Annotated in this window: 24 protein-coding genes; 17 read left to right on the forward strand and 7 right to left on the reverse strand. The window is 70.6% G+C overall.

Features of this window, described 5'->3' with window-relative positions; all coding sequences use genetic code 11:
• Positions 1-160 precede the first annotated feature (160 nt).
• The 7 genes from M3147_RS16285 (at position 161) to M3147_RS16315 (ending at position 8,227) form a co-directional block, all read left to right on the forward strand.
• Positions 161-1,966: a peptide ABC transporter substrate-binding protein gene (locus tag M3147_RS16285; RefSeq protein WP_251204467.1), complete on the forward strand. Its 1,806-nt coding sequence runs from the start codon at positions 161-163 to the stop codon at positions 1,964-1,966.
• A gap of 46 nt (positions 1,967-2,012) precedes the next feature.
• Positions 2,013-3,020, forward strand: a complete 1,008-nt coding sequence (locus tag M3147_RS16290) for an ABC transporter permease (RefSeq protein ID WP_251204468.1) — start codon at positions 2,013-2,015, stop codon at positions 3,018-3,020.
• Positions 3,017-3,910 (forward strand): ABC transporter permease, encoded by an 894-nt coding sequence (locus tag M3147_RS16295; protein WP_251204469.1) that lies wholly within the window; start codon positions 3,017-3,019, stop codon positions 3,908-3,910. The genes M3147_RS16290 and M3147_RS16295 overlap by 4 nt, the downstream gene beginning before the upstream one ends.
• Entirely contained in the window at positions 3,907-5,643 is a 1,737-nt protein-coding gene (locus M3147_RS16300) for an ABC transporter ATP-binding protein (RefSeq protein WP_308201079.1), read from the forward strand. Before M3147_RS16295 ends, M3147_RS16300 begins: the two co-directional genes overlap by 4 nt.
• Positions 5,640-6,494 carry a copper homeostasis protein CutC gene (locus M3147_RS16305; RefSeq protein WP_251204470.1) on the forward strand — a complete coding sequence of 285 codons (855 nt, stop codon included), beginning with the start codon at positions 5,640-5,642 and terminating at the stop codon, positions 6,492-6,494. Before M3147_RS16300 ends, M3147_RS16305 begins: the two co-directional genes overlap by 4 nt.
• Complete coding sequence (locus M3147_RS16310) at positions 6,491-7,408, forward strand: ROK family protein (RefSeq protein ID WP_251204471.1); 918 nt, start codon at positions 6,491-6,493, stop codon at positions 7,406-7,408. The genes M3147_RS16305 and M3147_RS16310 overlap by 4 nt, the downstream gene beginning before the upstream one ends.
• Positions 7,409-7,834: 426 nt before the next feature.
• Entirely contained in the window at positions 7,835-8,227 is a 393-nt protein-coding gene (locus M3147_RS16315) for a VOC family protein (RefSeq protein ID WP_251204472.1), read from the forward strand.
• Here the strand turns inward: M3147_RS16315 and M3147_RS16320 are convergent.
• Entirely contained in the window at positions 8,187-8,645 is a 459-nt protein-coding gene (locus tag M3147_RS16320) for a pyridoxamine 5'-phosphate oxidase family protein (RefSeq protein WP_251204473.1), read from the reverse strand. The genes M3147_RS16315 and M3147_RS16320 overlap by 41 nt on opposite strands.
• A 36-nt stretch (positions 8,646-8,681) precedes the next feature.
• Positions 8,682-9,395, reverse strand: a complete 714-nt coding sequence (locus M3147_RS16325) for an NUDIX hydrolase (protein ID WP_439954207.1) — start codon at positions 9,393-9,395, stop codon at positions 8,682-8,684.
• A gap of 92 nt (positions 9,396-9,487) precedes the next feature.
• Between M3147_RS16325 and M3147_RS16330 the strand changes: the two genes are divergently transcribed.
• The 4 genes from M3147_RS16330 to M3147_RS16345 all read left to right on the forward strand — a co-directional run bounded on the left by M3147_RS16330 (position 9,488) and on the right by M3147_RS16345 (position 11,992).
• Positions 9,488-10,192: an endonuclease/exonuclease/phosphatase family protein gene (locus M3147_RS16330; protein ID WP_251204474.1), complete on the forward strand. Its 705-nt coding sequence runs from the start codon at positions 9,488-9,490 to the stop codon at positions 10,190-10,192.
• 99 nt (positions 10,193-10,291) lie between these two features.
• Complete coding sequence (locus M3147_RS16335) at positions 10,292-10,663, forward strand: PadR family transcriptional regulator (protein WP_251204475.1); 372 nt, start codon at positions 10,292-10,294, stop codon at positions 10,661-10,663.
• Positions 10,660-11,406: a hypothetical protein gene (locus M3147_RS16340; protein ID WP_251204476.1), complete on the forward strand. Its 747-nt coding sequence runs from the start codon at positions 10,660-10,662 to the stop codon at positions 11,404-11,406. Before M3147_RS16335 ends, M3147_RS16340 begins: the two co-directional genes overlap by 4 nt.
• Positions 11,399-11,992 (forward strand): hypothetical protein, encoded by a 594-nt coding sequence (locus M3147_RS16345; protein WP_251204477.1) that lies wholly within the window; start codon positions 11,399-11,401, stop codon positions 11,990-11,992. The genes M3147_RS16340 and M3147_RS16345 overlap by 8 nt, the downstream gene beginning before the upstream one ends.
• 6 nt (positions 11,993-11,998) lie before the next feature.
• Here M3147_RS16345 and M3147_RS16350 read toward each other — a convergent pair whose 3' ends face one another.
• On the reverse strand, positions 11,999-12,367 hold the full coding sequence (locus M3147_RS16350) for a hypothetical protein (protein WP_251204478.1): 369 nt from the start codon (positions 12,365-12,367) through the stop codon (positions 11,999-12,001).
• Between the two features lie 150 nt (positions 12,368-12,517).
• On the opposite strand from M3147_RS16350, the gene M3147_RS16355 reads away from it, so the two are divergent.
• Positions 12,518-12,967 (forward strand): DUF805 domain-containing protein, encoded by a 450-nt coding sequence (locus M3147_RS16355; protein ID WP_251204479.1) that lies wholly within the window; start codon positions 12,518-12,520, stop codon positions 12,965-12,967.
• A 26-nt stretch (positions 12,968-12,993) separates the two neighbouring features.
• On the opposite strand, the gene M3147_RS16360 is transcribed toward M3147_RS16355, so the two are convergent.
• Positions 12,994-13,425, reverse strand: a complete 432-nt coding sequence (locus M3147_RS16360) for a hypothetical protein (protein ID WP_251204480.1) — start codon at positions 13,423-13,425, stop codon at positions 12,994-12,996.
• A gap of 84 nt (positions 13,426-13,509) precedes the next feature.
• Here M3147_RS16360 and M3147_RS16365 point away from each other — a divergent pair, with 84 nt between their 5' ends.
• Positions 13,510-14,295, forward strand: a complete 786-nt coding sequence (locus M3147_RS16365) for a DUF2188 domain-containing protein (protein ID WP_251204481.1) — start codon at positions 13,510-13,512, stop codon at positions 14,293-14,295.
• A gap of 17 nt (positions 14,296-14,312) precedes the next feature.
• Here the strand turns inward: M3147_RS16365 and M3147_RS16370 are convergent, their stop codons facing one another.
• Complete coding sequence (locus tag M3147_RS16370; RefSeq protein ID WP_251204482.1) at positions 14,313-14,687, reverse strand: hypothetical protein; 375 nt, start codon at positions 14,685-14,687, stop codon at positions 14,313-14,315.
• A 474-nt stretch (positions 14,688-15,161) separates the two neighbouring features.
• Between M3147_RS16370 and M3147_RS16375 the strand changes: the two genes are divergently transcribed.
• The 3 genes from M3147_RS16375 (at position 15,162) to M3147_RS19585 (ending at position 16,452) form a co-directional block, all read left to right on the forward strand.
• Positions 15,162-15,860 carry a hypothetical protein gene (locus tag M3147_RS16375; RefSeq protein WP_251204483.1) on the forward strand — a complete coding sequence of 233 codons (699 nt, stop codon included), beginning with the start codon at positions 15,162-15,164 and terminating at the stop codon, positions 15,858-15,860.
• A 5-nt stretch (positions 15,861-15,865) separates the two neighbouring features.
• Positions 15,866-16,120 carry a PLDc N-terminal domain-containing protein gene (locus tag M3147_RS16380; protein ID WP_251204484.1) on the forward strand — a complete coding sequence of 85 codons (255 nt, stop codon included), beginning with the start codon at positions 15,866-15,868 and terminating at the stop codon, positions 16,118-16,120.
• 110 nt (positions 16,121-16,230) lie between these two features.
• Positions 16,231-16,452 (forward strand): DUF2283 domain-containing protein, encoded by a 222-nt coding sequence (locus M3147_RS19585; RefSeq protein WP_251204485.1) that lies wholly within the window; start codon positions 16,231-16,233, stop codon positions 16,450-16,452.
• Positions 16,453-16,526: 74 nt separating this feature from the next.
• Here M3147_RS19585 and M3147_RS16390 read toward each other — a convergent pair whose 3' ends face one another.
• Entirely contained in the window at positions 16,527-17,141 is a 615-nt protein-coding gene (locus M3147_RS16390) for a TlpA family protein disulfide reductase (RefSeq protein ID WP_251204486.1), read from the reverse strand.
• A 588-nt stretch (positions 17,142-17,729) separates the two neighbouring features.
• Here M3147_RS16390 and M3147_RS19590 point away from each other — a divergent pair.
• On the forward strand, positions 17,730-18,299 hold the full coding sequence (locus tag M3147_RS19590) for a helix-turn-helix transcriptional regulator (RefSeq protein ID WP_251204487.1): 570 nt from the start codon (positions 17,730-17,732) through the stop codon (positions 18,297-18,299).
• Positions 18,300-18,356: 57 nt separating this feature from the next.
• Here the strand turns inward: M3147_RS19590 and M3147_RS16400 are convergent, their stop codons facing one another.
• A complete protein-coding gene (locus M3147_RS16400; protein WP_251204488.1) occupies positions 18,357-21,053 on the reverse strand; it encodes an ATP-dependent Clp protease ATP-binding subunit in 2,697 nt (898 codons plus the stop codon).
• Positions 21,054-21,132 lie beyond the last annotated feature (79 nt).

Raw genomic sequence — 21,132 nt, forward strand, 5'->3', positions numbered from 1 at the left:
CCGAGGCATCCCACCCTACCCACTTCCTCCAATTTCATGAAAACTTAGTTACGTAAACGTAATAAGTTCGTGATTGTTGGCGTTGTTCCTTCGTGCAGGATGAATCTGCGTCGAGATTCTGCACGAATTCCATCCCTCGACGAATAAACAAGGAGGTTTGATGCGTACGACTGTGATGCGGCGCCTGCTCGCCCCCATCGGGATCGCCGCGGCCGCGGTCCTCGTGGTCACCGGCTGCACCGCGCAGGGCGACGAGGCGTCGAGCGGCAAGGACTCCGTCAGCTACGCGCTGCCGGCCGGCACGGGCCCGAACTGGATCCTGCCGATCTCGAGCCCCGACACGATGGCCACCCACAACAGCGCGATCAAGGCGACGATGTGGCCGCGCCTGTTCGAGTACAACGGCACCAGCGGCACCATGGAGTGGGACCAGAAGGCCTCCGCCGCCAAGGAGTACGAGTTCTCCGACGACAACCTCTCGGTCACGATCACCCTGGCCGACCTCGACTGGTCGGACGGCGAGCCCGTCTCCTCGCGCGACGTCGAGTTCTGGTACAACCTCGTGCGTTTCAACGCCGAGAAGACCGGCGGCTACTCGGCCGGCCTGATCCCCGACAACATCACGAACTTCGAGATCGTCGACGAGAAGACCTTCACGCTGACCTTCAGCCAGGTCTACAACGAGGAGTTCCTCCTCGCCAACCAGCTGAGCCTCGTCTACCCCATGCCGCAGCACGCCTGGGACAAGACGAGCGCCGACGGCGAGATCGGCGACTTCGACCGCGACGAGGCATCCGCCGTCCAGGTCTTCGACTACCTCTTCTCCGAGGCGAAGGACATGAAGACCTACGCCACGAACGAGCTCTGGCAGACCGTCTCGGGTCCGTACGTCGTGAAGAGCTGGTCGGACTCCGGCCAGGTCGAGCTGACCGCGAACACGAAGTACACGGGTGAGGACACGCCGTCCATCCCGAACGTCACCTTCCTGCCCTTCACCTCGGCGGATGCCGAGATGAACGTCGTCCGTTCGGGCGAGGTCGACTACGGCTACGTCACGAGCGCGCAGCTCACCAACGAGGCCCAGTTCACCGACCTCGGCTACCGCGTCGAGCCGTGGGCCGGCTGGTCGATCACGTACATGCCGTACAACTTCGCGAACCCCGAGATGGGTCCGATCTTCGACCAGCTCTACATCCGCCAGGCGCTGCAGCACGCCGTCGACCAGGAGACCATCTCCGACGTCATCTGGCACGGTGCGGCGACGCCCGACTACGGCCCCGTCCCGCAGACGCAGGACAGCGCCTACCTGTCGAAGGAGCAGAAGGACAACCCCTACCCCTTCGACCTCGACGCGGCGGCGAAGCTCCTCGCCGACCACGGCTGGACCGCCGGCTCCGGCGGCACCCTCGAGTGCACCGCCCCCGGCACCGGTGCGGACCAGTGCGGCGCAGGCATCGAGGCGGGCAAGAAGCTCGAGATCGTCGTCACCACGCAGAACGGCTCGCAGGAGACCGACAACATGATGAGCGAGATCCAGTCCTCGCTCGGCAAGATCGGCGTCGCCATGACGATCGACTCGAAGCCGCTCGACTCGGTGCTCACCGAGGCGCAGTCCTGCAAGACCGAGGGCTCGACCACGTGCTCGTGGCAGCTCGTCTTCTTCGGCACGGCCGGCTCGTGGTACTTCCCGGCCTACCCGACCGGTGAGCGCGTCTTCGCGAAGGACACGAAGTGGAACGCGGGCCAGTACGACAACCCGGAGGCCGAGGAGCTCATCACCCAGATGACCGCGTCGACCGACAGCGAGATCTCGCAGAAGTACTCGGCCCTGCTCGCGCAGGACCTCCCGGTCATGTGGATGCCGAACCCGGTCTACCAGGTCTCGGTGATCAAGGACGGCCTCGACGTCGGGCACCAGGACCCGGGCGCGTCGTTCTTCCCGCAGCGCTGGTCCTGGAGCGAGTGACCGGGCCCGTCCCGGCACGAACGTGAAGTGAAGTAAGGCAGTAGTCATGGTGGAAGCAGCGCGGACCGCGGTCCGAACCGCGTCGGGCGGTGCCGGGATCCTCCGGTTCCTCGGCCGACGACTCGTTCAGGGGGTGATCGTGATCCTGATCGTCACCCTGATCGTGTTCGCGCTGCTCCACCTGGCCATGCCGCAGGGGCCCGCCCAGGGCATCCTCGGCATGCAGGCGACGCAGGAGCAGATCGACGCGTTCAACCGCGCGAACGGCTTCGACCGCCCGCTGTGGCAGCAGTACTTCACGTTCCTCTCGCAGATCGCCGTCGGCGACCTGGGCGACTCGTTCAAGTTGAACCGCCCGGTCGCCGACGCGATCGGCCAGCGTCTGCCGAAGACGCTGGTGCTCGCGCTCATCTCGATGGCGGTCGCCCTCGTCGTGGCGATCCCGATGGGCATCTACCAGGCGGTCCGTCGCGGCAAGACCGGCGACTACGTCTTCACCACGATGAACTTCATCATCTACTCGACGCCGTCGTTCTTCCTCGGCCTCGTGCTCGTCATCGTCTTCGCCCAGTGGCTCGGCCTCGTGCCCGCGCTCGCCCCGCAGGGCGACACCGTCGCCCAGGTGCTCGCGAAGCCCGCGGGACTCGTGCTCCCCGTCGCGACCGCCGCGCTCGGCATCATCGCCACGATCTCCCGCTACATGCGCTCGGCGACGATCGACAACCTCTCCGAGGACTACGTCCGCACCGCCCGCGCGAAGGGCACCCCGATGCCCGTCGTCATCCGCCGGCACGTCGTGCGCAACTCGCTGACGCCGGTGATCGCGATGCTCGGCTACTACCTCCCCGTGATGTTCGGCGGCATGATCGTCGTCGAGTCGCTCTTCAACTACCCCGGCATGGGCCTCCTGTTCTGGACCAGCGCGCAGACCGGCGACTACCCGGTGCTGCTCGGCTGCGTGCTCGTGATCGCGGTCGCCACCGTCGTCGGCTCGATCCTCGCCGACCTCGTGCAGGCCCTGCTGAACCCGCGCACCCGAGGAGAGCTCGCATGACGACCGCCACCGCAGCCCAGCCGGCGACGCAGCCGGCCGCCCGCTCGCCGTTCCGCCGCGGGCTCCGCCGATTCCTGCAGAACAAGCTCGCCCTCTTCGGCGTCGTCACGATCGTGCTGTTCCTGCTGTTCTGCTTCCTCGGGCCGCTCCTGCACCCGACCGATCAGGTGCACACCGACCTGAAGAGCACGATGCTCCCACCCGGCACGCCCGGTCACCCCCTCGGCACCGACGACGTCGGCTACGACGTGCTCGGCCGGCTGATGATCGGCGGGCAGGTGTCGATCCTCATCGGCCTCGCCGCCGGCATCCTCGCGACCGTGATCGGCACCCTGTGGGGCGCCATCGCCGGCTACGTCGGCGGCACCGTCGACGCCGTGATGATGCGCGTCGTCGACGCGGGCATCGCCATCCCGGCGACGTTCCTGCTGCTCATCCTCTCCGCGATCATGCGGCCGAGCGTGCCGCTCATGATCGTCGTCATCGGCCTCGTCTCGTGGCTCGTACCGGCGCGGCTCGTGCGCGCCGAGTCGATCTCGCTGAAGTCCCGCGAGTACGTGCTCGCAATCCGTGCGATGGGCGGCACCCACGGCCGCGCCGTGGTGAAGCACATCGTGCCGAACACGGTCGGCACGATCGTGGTGAACGCGACCTTCCAGGTCGCCGACGCGATCCTCCTCGTCGCGTACGTCTCGTTCCTCGGCATGGGGCTGCAGAAGCCCGCGACCGACTGGGGCGCGATGCTCACGGGCGGGATGACGTACACCTACGCCGGTGCGTGGTGGCTGATCTTCCCCGCCGGCCTCTGCATCGTGCTGACCGTCTGCGCCTTCAACAGCATCGGCGACGGTCTGCGCGACTTCTTCGACGTGAAGGGACGCGACCGTTGAGCGCCACCGACCGCACGGCCACCCCGGTCCAGGGCACGGATGACGCGGAGGCGCCCATGCTCCGCATCCGCGATCTCGCCGTCACCTTCCGCACCGACGACGGCCCCGTCGAGGCCGTCCGCGGCATCGACCTCGACGTGCGCCGCGGCGAGGTGCTCGCCCTCGTCGGCGAATCGGGCTCCGGCAAGTCGGTGACCGCGATGGCGGTGCTCTCCCTGCTGCCGGCGACGGCGACGCGCACGGGCTCGATCGAGCTCGACGGTCGCGAGCTCACGACGCTCACCGAGGCGCAGCTGAACGGCGTCCGCGGCAAGGAGATCTCGATGGTCTTCCAGGAGCCGATGACCGCGTTGAACCCGTCGATGCGCATCGGCGACCAGATCGCCGAGGCACTGCTGAACCACGGTGTCGGCACCAAGCAGGAGGCCGCGCGCCGCGCCGTCGAGCTGCTCGCCCGGGTCGGCATCCCCGAGCCCGAGCGCCGCGCCGCCGGCTACGCGCACGAGATGTCCGGCGGCCAGCGCCAGCGCGTCGTCATCGCGATCGCGCTCGCCTGCGAGCCGAAGCTGATCATCGCTGACGAGCCGACGACGGCCCTCGACGTGACGGTGCAGGCCGAGATCCTCGACCTGATCCGCGAGCTCGCGCACTCGAGCGGCACCTCGTTCCTCCTCGTGACGCACAACATGGGCGTCGTCGCCGACATCGCCGACCGGGTCGCCGTGATGTACCGCGGCGAGATGGTCGAGCACGGCACCGCCTTGCAGGTGCTGCGCGAGCCGACCGCCGACTACACGAAGCGCCTCCTCGACGCCGTGCCGCGGCTACCGGAGGGCGGCGAGACGGTGCCGCCCGCGGGCGAGCCCGACGGCACGGGTCCCGGCGGCGTCGCGCTGCCGGTGCCGGTGCTCTCGCTCCGCGAGTCGAGCGTCACGTACCGCAAGGCGGGCAAGAGCTTCACCGCTCTCGACGGGGTCTCCGTCGAGATCGCGGCGGGCGAGATCCTCGGCCTCGTCGGCGAGTCGGGCTCCGGCAAGTCGACGCTCGGCAAGGTCGCCCTCGGCCTCGCGCCGACCTCCGGCGGCGAGCTGCGCCTGTTCGGCGAGAAGCTCGGCCGCGGGGGTCTCCGCGGCCGGGCGGAGCGCCGGCTCCGCGGCCGCGTCGGCGCGATCTTCCAGGACCCGGGCTCGAGCCTCGACCCGCGCACCACGGTCGGCGAGGCCATCGCCGAGCCGCTCGTCGTGCACCGCGCCGTGCGGCCCATGTCGGGGCGCGACCGGGCGGCGCGCGTGCGCGAGCTGCTCGAGGCCGTCGAGCTGCCCGCCTCGTACGCGAGCCGCTTCCCGCACGAGCTGTCCGGCGGTCAGCGTCAGCGCATCGGCCTGGCCCGCGCGATCGCGCTCGAACCGGAGCTCATCATCGCCGACGAGCCGACCTCGGCGCTCGACGTCTCGGTGCAGGCCGCGGTGCTGAAGGTGCTCCGCGAGCTGCAGGAGCGCATGGACTTCGCCTGCCTCTTCATCAGCCACGACCTCGCCGTCGTGCACGAGTTCTCGCACCGCGTCGCGGTCATGCACGAGGGCCGCATCGTCGAGCTCGGCGCGACCGACGACGTGCTGCTGCGCCCGCAGCACCCGTACTCGCAGCGGCTGCTCGCCTCGGTGCCGGTGCCCGACCCGGTGGCGCAGCGCGAGCGCCGTATCGCCCGCCTCGCCGCCCGGAGCGCCGCATGAGCGCGGGGAACGCGGGGAACGCGGTCACGCTCGAGCTCATCGCCCAGGATGCCGCGGCGGTCCGCGTCGCGGCGTCGATCGGCGCCGCCCGGGTGGAACTCTGCCAGGCGCTCGCGCTCGGCGGGCTGACGCCCTCGCTCGGCACGATCGAGGCGGCGGTGCAGGCGGCGGCCGAAGCACCTGCGTCGTCCGAGGCATCCGCGTCGTCCGAGGCATCCGCGTCGTCCGGCGCCGACCGCGTCGGCGTGCACGTGCTCATCCGCCCGCGCGGCGGCGGCTTCCAGTACACGGCCGACGAGGTCGCCGTGATGGCGGCCGACGTGCGCGCCGCGGTGGCGGCGGGCGCGGCGGGCGTCGTCATCGGCTGCCTCGACGAGGCGGGCCGCTTCGACCTCGACGGCATGCGCCGACTGCGGGATGCCGCGGGCTCGGCCGGCGTCGCGGCGCACCGCGCGATCGACGTCTCGGCCGACCCGCTCGCGGCGCTCGACGCCCTCATCGGGCTCGGCGTCGAGCGGGTGCTCACCTCCGGCGCCGCGCCGACCGCGCTCGCGGGAGCCGACACCTTGCGCGCCTTCGTCGAGCGTGCCGAGGGCCGCATCGTCGTGATGGCCGGCGGCGGGGTCACCGCGGCGGATGCGGCCGGCATCCTCGCGTCCGGCGTACGCGATCTGCACTTCTCGGCCAAGCGCACGATCGCGGGCGATGCCGGCGGCGTGAGCATGGGCTCCGCCGGGAGCGGGGTCGGCGACTACGAGGTCGCGGATGCCGCGATCGCCCGCGAGATCGCCGAGGCCGCGCACGCGGCGGCGGCCTCCTTCGGCTCGACCACTGGCGGTGCCGCTCGATGATCGGCTCCACCGTGCTCGGGCTGGATGTCGGCGGCTCGAGCGTGAAGTACCGGCTTGCCTCGGCCGGCCAGGCGGACGGGATGCCGGACGCCGTCGCGGCGGGCGTCGCCCCCGCCCTCGCGGAAGAGCTGCCGGCGACCCTCGCCGAGCTCGCCCGCACCGTCTCCGCCGGGCACCGCCTCGCGGCCGTCGCGGTCGCGATCCCCGGGCTCGTGGACGAGGCGACGGGCACCGTCATCCGCTCCTCGAACGTGCCCGCCCTCGACGGCCGCGCCCTCGGCCCCGAGCTGTCGGCCCTCCTCGGAGTGCCGGTGACGATCCTGAACGACGGCCGCGCGGCGGCCGTCGCCGAGGCCCGCTGGGGTGCGGGCGCCGGCGAGCGCGACGTGTTCACGCTCGCGCTCGGCACGGGCATCGCCGGCTCGCACCTCGTCGACGGCGTGATCGCGGACGGCGCGCACGGCTCGGCCGGCGAACTCGGGCACGTCGTCGTCGAGCCCGGCGGGCGACGCTGCTCCTGCGGGCAGCGTGGATGCCTGGAGACCCTCCTCGGCGCGCCGGCGCTCCGCCGCGCGTGGAACGCTGCCGGCGGCGAGGGCTCGGCCCGCGAGCTGCTGGCCGCCTACGACGAGGGCGACCCCCGCGCCGTGCCGATCGTGCGCTCTGCGGCGCGGCACCTCGCCGACGCCGTGCTGACGCTACTCGCCCTCGTCGACCCCGGGGTCGTCATCGTCGGCGGCGGGCTCGCGAGCGCGCCGCACCGGCTGGTCGAGCTCGCGGCCGGGTACGTGGCCGAGCAGGCGACGTTCCACCGGGTGCCGCCGATCGTTCCCGCCGAGCTCGGCCGCTGGGCCGGGGCCGTGGGAACCGCCGCGGAGGCCCGGGCGCTCGCCGCCCGCGTGGTCGCCGCCTGAGCCGGCGGAGCGGCGCCGGGTGCCCACACACGCCCGGCGCCGCTTCCGTCTTCCCTCCGGCCTGCCTGCGCCGCCTGCGCGCCCGCGCCACTTCGCCCCGCCCTCCGGCCCCACCCCACGCGCCCGCGCCACTTCGCCCCGCCCTCCGGCCCCACCCCACGCGCCCGCGCCACTTCGCCCCGCCCTCCGGCCCCACCCCACGCGCCCGCGCCACTTCGCCCTCGTTGCGCCAGCAAAGATGGCGCGTTCGCGTGCAAGTGGCGCGGGCGCTGCCGCGTTCGGCGCCGGCTCGATCCCGCCACGAACGGAATGGTGCGCGCCACTTCCGCGTTGCCACCTGGCACGGGGCGCCGTGCGGGCGCCGGCATCGACGGGGAGGCGCATATGTCAGCACAGGGCGAGGGTCGGGTCAGGCAGCTTCGGCTCGTGGCATCCGTCCCCGAGGGCGAGGACTTCGAGGCGACGCTCGCCTTCTACCGCGACGTGCTCGGGATGCCGGTGCAGGAGTCGTACGAGGCCGAGGGCGACGCCCGGGTCGTGATCCTGGATGCCGGGCGCGCGACGCTCGAGCTGTCGAACGCCGCCCAGGTGCGCTTCATCGACCGGGTCGAGGCCGAGGGCAAGCCGAGCGCCGCGCTCCGGGTCGCCCTCGAGGTCGACGACTCCGTCGCTGCGACCGACGACGCGGTCGCGGGCGGCGCCGAGCTCGTCGCCGAGGCCCGCGAGACGCCCTGGCGCTCGATGAACGCTCGGTTGAACGGCCCGGCCGGTCTGCAGCTCACCCTGTTCCAGGAGCTGGGCGAGCCCGGCGAGGCGTAGCGCCGAGCGCGACCTCGCGCATCACGGGCGTGGCGCCGCGGAAGTCGCCGTGCCTCGCCCAGTCCAGCTCGACGCGCACGAGCACGACCGTGCCGGCCTCGAAGGAGCCCGCGAACTCGGGGAAGGCCGCGAGGTACTCCGCCGTGCAGCGCTCGAGCTCCGCCCCGGTCGGCAGCTCGGCGCGCCCCTCGGCCTGCAGCGTGGTGCCGTCGGCGCCGCCGACGACGACGGCGACCCGGCCGTCGCGGCCGAGGTTCGCGATCTTCCGCGAGTCCGGCTTCGCGTCGAACAGCAGCTCACCCCGGTCGCTCGCGGTGATCGCGAGATAGGCGGCCTGCGGCGAGGCATCCGGCCCGAGGGTCGAGACGACGCCCGCCCGCTGTACCCGGACGTACGCGATCAGCTCAGCCAGCTCCATCGCGCCAGCGTATCGGGCGCGATCCCGGCCGGCGCCTCAGCGCGACAGTTCCCGCGCCGGCGGCACGACCTCGCGGCCGGCGTCCCAGGGCTCGGCCCAGCCGAGTTCGTCGAACATGCGCGAGAGGATCAACGCCGTCACGCCCCACACCAGCCGCTCGCCCACCGTGAAGGCCGGCGAACGATGCACGAAGCCGTCGCGGCGCAGCACCGTCATCGCCCGGTTGGCGGGCGCGAGCAGCTCCGCGACGGGCACGCGGAACACGTCGACCGACTCGTCGTGGTCGACCGCGGCGACGCGCGACTCGTGCGTCCACCAGGCGGGCACGGGCGTCACGAGGTGGCGGCTGAGCGGCACCGGCATGGGCGGCAGCTCGCCGAGCGGCTCGATGCCGCCGGTCTCGACGCCGGTCTCCTCGCGCGCCTCGCGGAGCGCGGCGGCCACCGCGCCGGCATCGGATGCCTCGAGCCGCCCGCCGGGGAACGCGATCTGCCCGGCGTGCGTGCCGAGCGTCGCCGCCCGGCGCAGGAGCAGCACGTCGAGGTCGCGCGGCACGACGGTGGCCGCGGCATCCGCCGGCTCCGCCGGCACCTGGTCGAGCACGCCGAACAGCACGAGCACGGCGGCGGGCCGGAGCTCGGCGGGGTCGGGCATCGCGAGGCCCGGGATCCGGGTGGTCGGCGCATCCGGCCCCGAGAACCAGTCGAGACCGCGCTCGCAGAGCGCGAGAAGATCGGCACGGGCGTCCACGGCCCCAGCGTAGCGAAGCGACGCGTACCGTTCACCGGAATGCGGCGCAACCCTCAGCCGTCGTCCACGAAACCCCGCGTACGCTGTGGAGAATGCTGATCATCAGCTACAACCTGCGGAAGCACCGCGCGATCTCCGAGCTCGCGGCGCTCGACGAGCGCTACTCGCCCGACGCCATCTGCCTGCAAGAGGTCGACACGGCGGGCCTCGCCGAGGACATCGGGCGGATGCAGCTCGCGCACTCGACCACGGGCAACCGGCTCGGGCTCGCGATGTACTACCGGCCCGACCGGCTGCTCCCCCGCGACGTGCGCGCCTTCGCGCTGAAGAAGTCGCTGCACGACCGGGTGCTGCGCCCCGCGCACGAGCGGCTGCTCGCGGTGCGCTTCGACGACCTCGAGCACGACCGCGAGCTCACGATCGCCTCGTTCCACGCAGCCCCGCTCACCGCCCTGAACTCGCTGCGGCGCGCGCAGATCAACGCCGCCCTCGGCGAGCTGCAGCTGCTCGGCCCGAACCTCCCGGCACTCATGGTGGGCGACTACAACTACCCGGTCTTCAAGGACAACCTCGCCGAGAAGATCCGCGAGGCGGGCTACGAGCTGACCCTGAGCGACCGGCACACATACACCCGCTACCGCTACTTCCGTGGGCACTTCGACTTCGCCACCTCGGCGGGCCTCGACCTGCGCAGCATCGAGACGCTGCCTCGCGGCGAGTCCGACCACCTGCCGATCCTCGTCGACGCGCACTACACGGGCGCCGAGATCGAGTCCGATATCGACGTCGTCATCTAGACGACGCCCGCGCCGTCCGGCGCAGGGCGCGGATGCCTCGGCCCGCCCGTCGCCGGACGCCTCTTGCGTTATCGGCACCTATCTTCCTATAGTGGCGCCATGCCACGACGACGACCAGGCGCACTGCTCCCGCTCGAGCTCGACATCCTCGACGCGGGTTCGACCCTGCAGGCGGCCGAGGGATCCTTCTTCGGTTTCAGCCTCGCCCGAGCCATTGCCGACCGTGACGGCTCGACCCTGCTCGCCCACGGCACGCTCTATAAGGCGTTGACGCGGATGGCGACGGCAGGCCTCCTCGAATCCGAGTGGGAGGCGCCAGAGCCAGCCGAGGCCGAGGGCCGCCCGCGGCGGCGCCTCTACCGAGTCACGGCCGCGGGTGCGACGGCGCTCGAAATGGCGCGGCTCGAGGCATCCGCCCGCGCCGCCGCCGCGGCCGCCGCGAGCCGCGCGACCCGGCCGGTGACCGCATGAGCGGGGTGCTGCGCTCGGCCGAGTACCGCCTGGCCGCGCGCCACGTACTCCGCTGGACCGCGTGGTACACCCGTGGCCTCGACCCGGCCGTCGCCGGCGCCAGGCAAGACGAAATCGCCTCCGACCTGTACGAGCACGCACGCTGGGCCGAGGAGGCCGGGGTCGACGCCGACGAGCTCGCCCGCTCCATCCGGGGGCGAGCACTTCGCGGCGTCCCCGCCGACCTCGCCTGGCGCGCGGGCGCGCTGCAGCGCGTCGACCCGCGACTCCGCTCGGCGCGGCGCGCCGAGGCGTCGCTCCGCTCGCTCGTCGCGACGATCGGGATCGTGGATGCCGCCCTCGGCGCCTTCGTCGCCGTGCGAGTGGTGAGGGCCCTCCTCATCGGCGACGTCGCCCAGGTGCCCGGCCCCGCGATCGGGGCGATCGCCCTCGGGACGATCGCCCTCATCGCGACCTTCGCGCTCTCCGGCCCACGCCAGCGCGGTTGGGCCGCGCTGCTGCTCGCCGTGCCGACGACCCTGATCTTCGCCCAGACCGCGCTGGCGCTCTACTTCCTCAGCGCCACCGCGGTGCTGCTCGTCAACCGCGTGAGCTGGTGGCAGCCGGCCGCGCTCGCAGTCGGCCTCGCGCTCGCCGCCGTGTGCGTCACCGCCGCGGTGCACTGGCTCCGCCCGACCCGCGGCGCGGCGCGCGACATCCGCGCCGACGCATCCACACCGAACGAAGGAGTGCCGCATGCCTGAGCCCGAGTATGAGCCGCGCCGCGCCCGACGCGCCAAGATCGCACTCGCGGTCGCCGGAGCGCTGACCATCGCCGCCGTCGGCGGCGGCGCCGCGTTCGCAATGACCTCCGCGGCCGTCGTCGCCGAGCACGAGGCGGAGGCGGCGCAGCTCGTCGAGCTTCCCCCGGTGACGGCGGCCCCGCCGACCGAGGTCCCGCCGACGGATGGCGTCGAGGCCCCTGCCGGCGCGGGTGTGTCGGATGCGAGCTCGGACGCCGAGTTCCCCGTCTACGACGCCGACACCGACATCGCGACGATCCCGCGCCCCGCCGACGATCCGGATCCCGCGAACACCGAGATCTGGCTGACCCAGCAGCGCATCATCGCGCAGTGCATGCGGGAGCAGGGCTTCGAACATCGGTATGCGGCGTATTGGCTCGCTTCTGGCGATCCGGTCCTCATCCGGGATGCCCTCGGCAACCCGTCCAGCGACGAGTACCTGCTCGCCCTGTGGGGCGACACCGGAGCAGGCGACGACTATCACTGGGAGGAGGCGGGCTGTCACGGCTACGCGGTCCACGTCACCGGCATGGACGACGCGAACTAGCGGGGGTCAGCCGCCGAACGACCCGTCGAGCGCGCTGCCGACCGCACCCGCGAGCGCGCCGAGCACCACCGCCACGACCATGACGCCCATCGCCGCCGCCAACGGACGCCGACTGGGCCCGCGCCTGGCGAGCCGCACGATCGAGACGACCATGCCGACGATGAGCGCGACCGCCGTCGTGAGCATCGCGAACCAGCTGCCGGAGCGCTTCACGATGGCGCAGACTTCGCCGGCGCACCCCATCGCGTCCACGCCGACGAGGGCGCCCGCGATGAGCGCCGCCCCGGCGACCACGAACATCAGGATGAGCACGAAGACCGTGAGCAGCACGTTCGTCAGCTGATCGGTGGCGGGTCCGTCGTCGCGAGAGCTCATGCTCAGGAGCCTACGGGGGCGCCATCCGGGCCGACGACGCACGCCCCTCGCACGGGGGCGTGCCGCTCCTCCCGCTCGGCGCTACGCTGGCGCCGTTCGCGGGCAGCATTGCCGCGGCGCATCCGGTTCCACCCTACGAGGAGCACGATGATGACGACCACTGCGACGACCGACGCCGCCCTCGACCGCCCGCTGTACGGGGCGACGTTCGGGCAGGCGATCTCCCGCTTCTTCAAGAAGTACGCCACCTTCTCGGGCCGCGCGAGCCGCAGCGAGTTCTGGTGGTGGTACCTCGCCAGCGCGATCGTGAGCGGCGCGCTCTCGCTCGCCATGTCGCTCTCCGGCGGCTGGATGTACGACGCCGCGACGAACACGATGACCGCCCCGAGCGGCGGCTACGTGTTCTTCGCCTCCGTGCTCGGGCTCTGGGGGCTCGCGACGTTCATCCCCTGGGTCGCCCTCAGCTGGCGTCGCCTGCACGACTCGAACCGGCCGGGCCCCTGGTGGTTCATCGGCTTCATCCCGATCATCGGCGGCATCATCCTGCTGGTGTTCTTCCTGATGCCGAGCGATCCCGCCGGCGCGCGCTTCGACCGCTGAGCGCGGTCGGGCGCTGAGCGCGACGCTCAGCGCCCGAGCAGCCGGTTCAGCCAGCCCGGCCCCGCGATGAGCGCGGCCGGGTCGAGCCTCGCGCGCAGGCCCCGGTCGGCGGTGACGACGAGCGGTCGCAGGGATGCCTCGGCCGCGGCGAGCTCGACGATGGTCGTGTCGCCGTCGGCCGGTGCGGCCACGACGAGGATGCCGTCGGGCCCAGCGGCACCGCGCGCCGCGCCCTCGACGACGGCGGTGACCGCGTCGAGGCGGAGCAGCGCGCCCGCGGCCCGTCCGCCCGCCTCCGGTCCGCCCGCCTCCGGCGCTTCGACCTCGGCCCCGAGGAGCGCGGGGAGCCCGGCGATCAGCCGCGTCGCGGCGCCGCGCCGGTCGCGCCACCACCCGTCGGGGCGCGAGCCCATGACGTTCGCGACGTCGACGATGAGGCGGACGGGTTCGGCGGTCATGTTCCGATTCTGCACCCGCGCCTGTGGAGGGCGAACGCCGCTCGCCCGGTCCGCGCCGTAGGCTCCCCGGGAGGAGGCCCACTTATGCCGCAGGAGTACCGCTACGACATCGACCTCGTGCGCCTAATGTACGACTACACGGACTCGGTGGTATGGTTCCCCGACCCCGTCGACTACGACGCGAGCGCACTCAGCGCCGAGCTCGTCGCCGAGCTGCGCGCGTGGGGCGAACTCCACGAGAAGGGCCTCGACGAGGACTTCAACTGGCGCTCCCCCGACTATCCCGACCGAATCGACCGTGAGCGGCAGCAACTCGCGCATCGCCTCGGCGACGAACTCGGCGAGGCGTTCGAGGTGGAGTTCGACGTTCCGCACCGCGTGTGGTTCGGTCCGCGCACGGCCCACTACCGGTCGAACACTCCGGCGACGAACCCAGCGGCAGCAGCGTACTTCGCGAGCCTTGCGGTGGCTGCGGCGGAGGAGCGGGCGTCCTGGCAGGCGCAGGCGGCAGCCGGCCCCTGGTTCGCACATCAGCCGCTCAGCGGCGAGCTCTTCCTGCCCGACGACGGCGTTAACCCGGTGACACGCGAGCCAGCGGAGCGTATCGTCGCGAACGCCGGGGCATCCGCGTCGGCGGCATCAGCCGGGAGGGAGCGTGCCGGAATGGCACAGGGAGAGGTCGTGACCCGTTCGAACCGCGGACAGTGGGAGAACGAGGTCGAGGGCGAACCGGAGCGTTCGCAGAGCTTCGCCAGCCGCGAGGAGGCGATCACCGCAGGCCGGGAGCTCGCCGCCCTGCTCGGCACGAGCCACACCGTCATCGAGTCGGAGCCGACAGGCGTCATTACCGACGAGGGGCCCGAGGACTAGCCGCCTAGCCGGGCGGATCAGTCCAGCTCGTCGAACAGGATGGCGCGCGGTTCGATACCCGCCCGTCGGGCGATCTGCTGACGGGCCCGCCCTTCGGCAGCAGCAGCGCTCAGCCCCAGCACGCGGACGCCATGCTCGGGCGCGTCGAGGATGACGAGCGGACCCGAGCGCGATGTCCGCACCCGTACGAGCTCCGGGTCGAGGTCGGAGAGCGCGTAGGCGACCTTGTCGTCGGCGAAGCCCGCCGCCCGCAGGCCCGCCTCGACCCGGTCGGCCCGCGGCCGAGGTGCGGCCCGCCGCACCTCTGTCCGCGATCCGCGGAGCTCGAGCCAGCCCATCGTCGCCGCGAACGCGAAGACGAGGCCGAGCACCACGAGCCCGACGACGTTCATGCCCTCAGGCTAGGCGAATCCGCGGCGCTCCGGGCGGATGCGTTGTCCACAGCTCGGGCGCGCCCCCGGCCCGCGCAGTCGCTGGATCGCCAACAATCTGGGCGCACCGAGGACGCACAACGACGAGGGTCTTCGACAGCCGGAATCACTGAGAAGGCAACGCCTCCTACGCAGCGAATCCGGCTTGCGAGTGCAGCTCTGGCCTCGCCGCGACGGCCACCCCAACCCCATTGCGATCGCGAGGCCGAATAGCATCGCGTTGACATTCTCAGGAGCGATCCGCGCGCTCCACGAGTTTGCCGAGCTATCGCGTCTACGGGATGCCACGAATTCGGAGTGAGAAGCCTTTAAGAGTAGAGCACGAGCGTGCGAATCTCACGTCCTCACTTTGACTGACTGCGTTTGGTATACCAATGTGTTTGGCTCACTTCTTCAAGGCGGTGGTACATCACCGCAGTACGGAGAGGATCAACAATGAGAAAGAAGATCGCCGCGCTCATGACCGCGTCGCTCCTTGGCGCCGGCCTAGTTGTGGGCGCAGGCGCCCCATCGGCCGCTGAGGCGGCATCGGTCGAGCCGACACCCGCACAGGAAGCAGATCTGCGGAACCTCTTCACGCGGTTCTCCGTGCCAATGTCTCAGCAGGACTCTCTCATCGAGTCCGCTTCCGAAGGAACACCCTGGGACGTATACGACGCCACCGAAGCCCCCGCGACCGAGGAAACCGCGGTCATCGACGGCGTGAGATACACAATCCGACGCTACGCGGACGGTTCGTTTACGGCATCTGGGATGGAAATCCCGACGGTCCCCACAAGCGTTCAACCGCAGGGCATCAGCCAATGCTCGTACTCAACGGGAAGCGGATACTCGAATGCCACCGGTTGCCAAATCGACGGCGTCTGGGGTTCGGTGATTCTCGGACCGACAAACGTGAACTACACACTGGTGCAAGGCGGGCCTGATCGAATCACCAAATCTGGGATCGGCTTTCAACGTTGTGTTTGGCCAACCTCCTGCTCAACTCCAACGCTCGTGTACTCGAGCCTGACCGAGGGCACATTCCTCGCTCAAATCATGTGGCAAGGTGATGTCACCGCCAGCTGGGGCTCCTGGAACGCATGGGTGAGGCTGTTCGTCGGCAATGACACTGCCTACACCACAACCTCCTAGGCAGAATGAACACCGATCCGGTCATCCCGCTGTGGTTCAGCGGATACTCCACGCTCGTCGCCGTGCTCGCGGTCGCACTGCTGGTCGGAGCGTTCGTCAGTGTGCTGAGGTCGCCCGGTCTCAGCGCGGCGGCACGTGTCGTGTGGATCGTCGCGATCTGGCTCGTGCCGGTCCTCGGCCCGATCGCCTGGTTCGCGTGGCGCTGGTGGCGCCGCCGCGCCGACCCATCGAACCATCAACCGCCAGCACCCTCGCCGTAGACCCCCGCACACACGGAACGCCCGGCCCTCCGCGGAGGGCCGGGCGTTCCGGTCGATGGGGTTACGCGGCCTGCGGCATCCCGGTGGCGGGAACCGCGGATGCCACGACAGTGAAACTCAGCTTCGACCCCGAGGCGGACGCGGCGTACCTCACGCTCGGCGACGCCATCGCCCCCGGCTCGATCAGCCACACGGCCGAATTCGAGTCCCCGGCTGAGGGCACGATGCTGCTCGCCGACGTCGATGCGAACGGGCGCATCCTCGGCTTCGAGTTCATCGGCGCGCACCTCCTGCTCGACCCGACGCTCCACCGCAACGCGCCCCCGCCATGATCGAGCGCACGCTCGAGGCCGAGCACCACGAGCCCGACGACGTTCATGCCCTCCGGCTAGGCGAATCCGCGGCGCTACGGAGCCGCGGAACGGCTCGCTTCAGCGATCAACGCGCGCAGGACACTCGCGCTCTCGAGCGCACCGAGCACTCGGGCTGCGATGCGTCCTTCCTCGTCGAGAATGAGCGTCGATGGCACGGCATTGGGCGCGACCTCCCCGGCGAATGCCAGCTGCGCGGCCCCTGAATCGCGGTCGAGGATCGAGGGATAGGTGATTCCGTAGTCCCGCTCGAACGAAGCGACGTTCTCGGCCGAATCGCGCACATTGATCCCCACAAAGACCACTTCAGGCAACTCGGCTTGTACCTCGGCCAGGATCGGCGCTTCCGTGCGGCATGGCGCGCACGCAGCGAACCAGAAATTGACGACTGCAACTCGACCCGCAGTGTCGGCGGATGTGAAGGCGCCGCTCGCCGTCTCGCCCCCGAACTCCACCGGACTGGCGCGTTCCGCGAGCGGGAACTCGGTGATCGTCCCGTCGCCCGAGACGTACCCCTTCGGTTCTGAATCCGCGAGCCGCTCCGCCAGGGGCTCGGCAGCGCAGCCGACCAGCGACACGGCGATCGTCGCCGCAGAGATGATCACGAGACCCTGGCGGTATGGAACTTTGGGATGCCAAGAGTTCGCCATGCGTCAAATCTACCCCAGCACCCCGCCTGCCCCCAAGCGATAGGGCGCACCTCGCATCAGCCATTTGTACCCATGGGCCCATTCACCCCCACATGGCGGCGCCGTAGAAACGAGTCAATGCGCCGCCAACCTCGCGCAGAACACCCTCACCTCTGATGGACAGGAGAAGATGATGCGCAAGCTATCAAAGGGAATGGTCATCGTTGCGGTGGCCGCCGCCGTTCTAGCCGGAACCCCCGCTGGCCCGGCGGCCGCATACGGCTACGCGAGCGGGACTCGCGCCTGCCCAGCTTCATGGTACGGCTGGATCACCGTCACGGCCAAGGGGTCGGTGCGCGTCTATGCGCCAGGCGACCGCTCGACATATGGTGAGACAATGAACTCTACTGGATACCAGACTGCTACGTTCCGGGGGGCCCGCGGCGGTGGCCTTTGGGCTGTTGATGCGCTGGACTCGGCAGCGGACATCTCAAGTCAGACCACATTCTGTGCATAGCCCGCATGTCGAAACCCGTGCCCGGGTCAGAGCCCGTCCGCACACGCTTTGCGCTCGCGGTAATCTCGCCGCGTCGTTTGCTACGAGATTCCGTGCAGCTTGCCCTCGTACCCAACGGGGCAGTCCCGACCGGTTCGTTTGACTCCATCGCGCAGTTTGAAGCTGAGGCGAGAGCTTGCGCACCCGCAGTTCTCGTCGTCGACCTCGAGACCAACCATCAGCTCGACAACTCACTGGTGGTTGAGGCGCTCATCAAGTCATCCCAAGAGGCGGTCGTTGGACTTGCGACAGCTCGGTGCACGAGCGCTGAGATGCGATTCCGACAGGCCGCACTGAGACTGCAGCGTCGCCGCTGGCGTGTTGCAAATGGGGAAGCAGGCTTCGAAGAGCTGCGCTCCATCGTCAACTCGATCGTGCGATCGAAAGGAAACACTGGACCGATCCTGACCGACCGCCAACAGCAGGTTCTCCACCTCGTTGCTTCAGGAATGTCCAACTCTGAAATCGCCGAGCGCCTAGCGATCACCAACGGTACCGTCAAACGGCATGTTCACGACTGTCTCCAGAGGCTAGGGGCCCGCACTCGGCTGGAACTCATTGTCCGAGCCCACCGTCTCAGTATCGTTCAGACAATCCCTGAGTTCACGCAGCAGGAGATCTAGCTGCAACTGCGGAACGCCAGGCCCTCCGCGGAGGGCCTGGCGTTCCGGTCGATGGGGTTACGCGGCTTGCGGCATCCCGGTGGCGGGAACCGCGGATGCCACGACGAGCTCGTCGCCCGAGGCATCCACCCGCACGAGTCCGCCGTCGCCGAGCTCGCCGGAGACGAGCAGGTCGGAGATGCGGTCGTCGACCTCGCGCTGGATCAGCCGGCGCAGCGGCCGGGCCCCGAACTCGGGCTCGTAGCCGTGCTCGGCCATCCACGCGACGGCCGCGTCGGTCACCTCGAGGCCGATCTCGCGCGCGCCGAGGCGGGCGCGGGTGGCGCCGAGCATGAGCGACACGATCTCGGCGATCTCATCCTGCGTGAGCTTCTTGAACAGCACGATCTCGTCGATGCGGTTCAGGAACTCGGGACGCATCGCCTCGCGCAGCTTGCCCATGACGCGGTCGCGCAGGTCCTTCTCCGAGGAGAAGCCGCTGGCCGAGGCATCCGCCGACGCGACGAAGCCGAGCGCCCCCGAACGCGACGCGAGGAACTCCGAACCGAGGTTCGAGGTCATCACGACGACCGTGTTGCGGAAGTCGACCGTGCGGCCCTGCCCGTCGGTGAGGCGCCCGTCGTCGAGCACCTGCAACAGCAGGTTGAACACGTCGGGGTGCGCCTTCTCGATCTCGTCGAACAGCACGATCGAGTACGGGTTGCGACGCACGCGCTCGGTGAGCTGGCCCGCCTCGTCGTACCCGACGTACCCGGGAGGGGCGCCGACGAGCCGCGACACGGTGTGCCGCTCGCCGAACTCCGACATGTCGAAGCGGATGACGTTCTCGTTCGCTGAGCCCGTCGAAGCGCTCCCGGAGGGGAACAGCTGTGCGGCGAGCGCGCGGGCGAGCTCGGTCTTGCCGACGCCCGTCGGTCCGAGGAACAGGAACGACCCGACCGGCCGCTTCGCGTCGCCCATGCCGGTGCGGTTGCGGCGCACGGCCTTCGCGACGGCGGTGACCGCGTCGTCCTGCCCGATCACGCGGGCGTGCAGCTCGTCCTCGAGGGTCGCGAGGCGCTCGCGCTCCCCCTCGGTGAGGCGATTGACGGGGATGCCGGTGGCGCGCGAGATCACCGCGGCGATCTGCGCCTCATCCACGATGGCTCCCTGAGCCTGTCGAAGGGACTCCACGCTGGTCCCCTGAGCCTCAGTGGTTCCCTGAGCCTGTCGAAGGGAACTCGCCCCCACCTCATCCAGCTTCCCCTGCACCTTCGCGATCTCGTCGCGGATGCGGGATGCCTCCTCGTAGTGCTCCCCAGCAACGGCCGCGTTCTTCTCGGACTCGAGCTCGGCGAGCCGCGCCATGAGCGCGGGCACGTCGGTCTTCACGCCGAGGCGGAGGCGCAGGCGCGCACCGGCCTGGTCGATGAGGTCGATCGCCTTGTCGGGCAGCACCCGGTCGGGCAGGTAGCGGCTGCCGAGTTCGACGGCGGCGCGCAGCGCGTCGTCGGTGTACTCGTGCTCCTCGTAGGCGGGCTTGAGGCCCTGGAGGATGCGCACGGCGTCCTCGATCGACGGCTCGCCGACGCGCACCGGCTGGAAGCGGCGCTCGAGGGCGGGGTCCTTCTCGATCTGGCGGTACTCCTTGAGCGTGGTCGCCCCGATGAGGTGCAGCTCGCCGCGCGCGAGGCGCGGCTTCAGGATGTTGCCCGCGTCCATACCGCCGTCGCCCGCGCCTCCGGCGCCGACGACGGTGTGCACCTCGTCGATGAAGACGATCAGCTCGCCGCGGTGGGCGGCGATCTCCTCCATCGTCTTGGTGAGGCGCTCCTCGAAGTCGCCGCGGTAGCGGGTGCCGGCGAGCATGCCGGGCAGGTCGAGCGCGATGACGCGCTTGCCGAGCAGGGCTTCGGGCACCTGCTCGTCGACGATGGCCTGTGCGAGGCCCTCGACGATCGCGGTCTTGCCGACGCCCGCCTCGCCGACCAGCACGGGGTTGTTCTTCGTGCGGCGGGAGAGGATCTCGATGGTCTGCTCGATCTCGTCGGCGCGGCCGATCACGGGGTCGAGTTCGCCGTTGCGGGCGCGCTCGGTGAGGTCCATGCCGAACTTGTCGAGCGTCGGGGTCGTGGTCCCCTGAGCCTGTCGAAGGGAGTCCCCCTCGCCGGTTCCCTGAGCCTGTCGAAGGGATTCCTCATCGCTGGCCCCCTGAGCGTGTCCAAGGGCCTCATCCACCCCGTCCCGCATCGTCTGCGTCAGGGCCTCGGCGGTGACGCCCGCGCGGGCGAGCACCTGTCCGGCCGGGGCATCCTGACCCAGCACGAGCGCGAAGAAGAGGTGCTCGGGGTCGATGTACGTCGCGCCCGAGGAGCGCGCCACCTGGTAGCTGTGGAACAGCGCGCGGGATGCCGAGGGCGTGATGGTCGCGGCGTCGCGTCGCTCACCGAGCTCGTCGAAGGGCACGTCGCCGGATGCCGGCAGGCGCGCCTCGGTCGCGGTGATGATGTGCTCGGGGCTCGCGCCGACGCGGCGGATCGCCGCCTGCACGCTCTCGTCCTCGACGATGACGCGCAGGATGTGCAGCGCGTCGAGCTCGGTCTGGCCGCGCTCGAGGGCGAAGCGTCCCGCCTGCTGAAGAATGCTCTGGGTGCGGGCCGTCAGGAACCGGCTGAGGTCGATCGACCGCGCCTGACGGGCCTGCTCACCCGCGAGGTATCGGGCGAGGAACTCGTCGAACGAGCTCGCGCCGGCCTCGTTGAAGTCGTTGGGCACCTGGCCTCCTGGTTGAAGTTGAGTGTGGTTCGCTCAAGTTCAACGCAGCGGGGTGGGTAGTATTCCCACATTGCGGGAT

Source organism: Agromyces mediolanus, assembly GCF_023715325.1.
GTDB classification, from domain to species: domain Bacteria; phylum Actinomycetota; class Actinomycetes; order Actinomycetales; family Microbacteriaceae; genus Agromyces; species Agromyces mediolanus_A.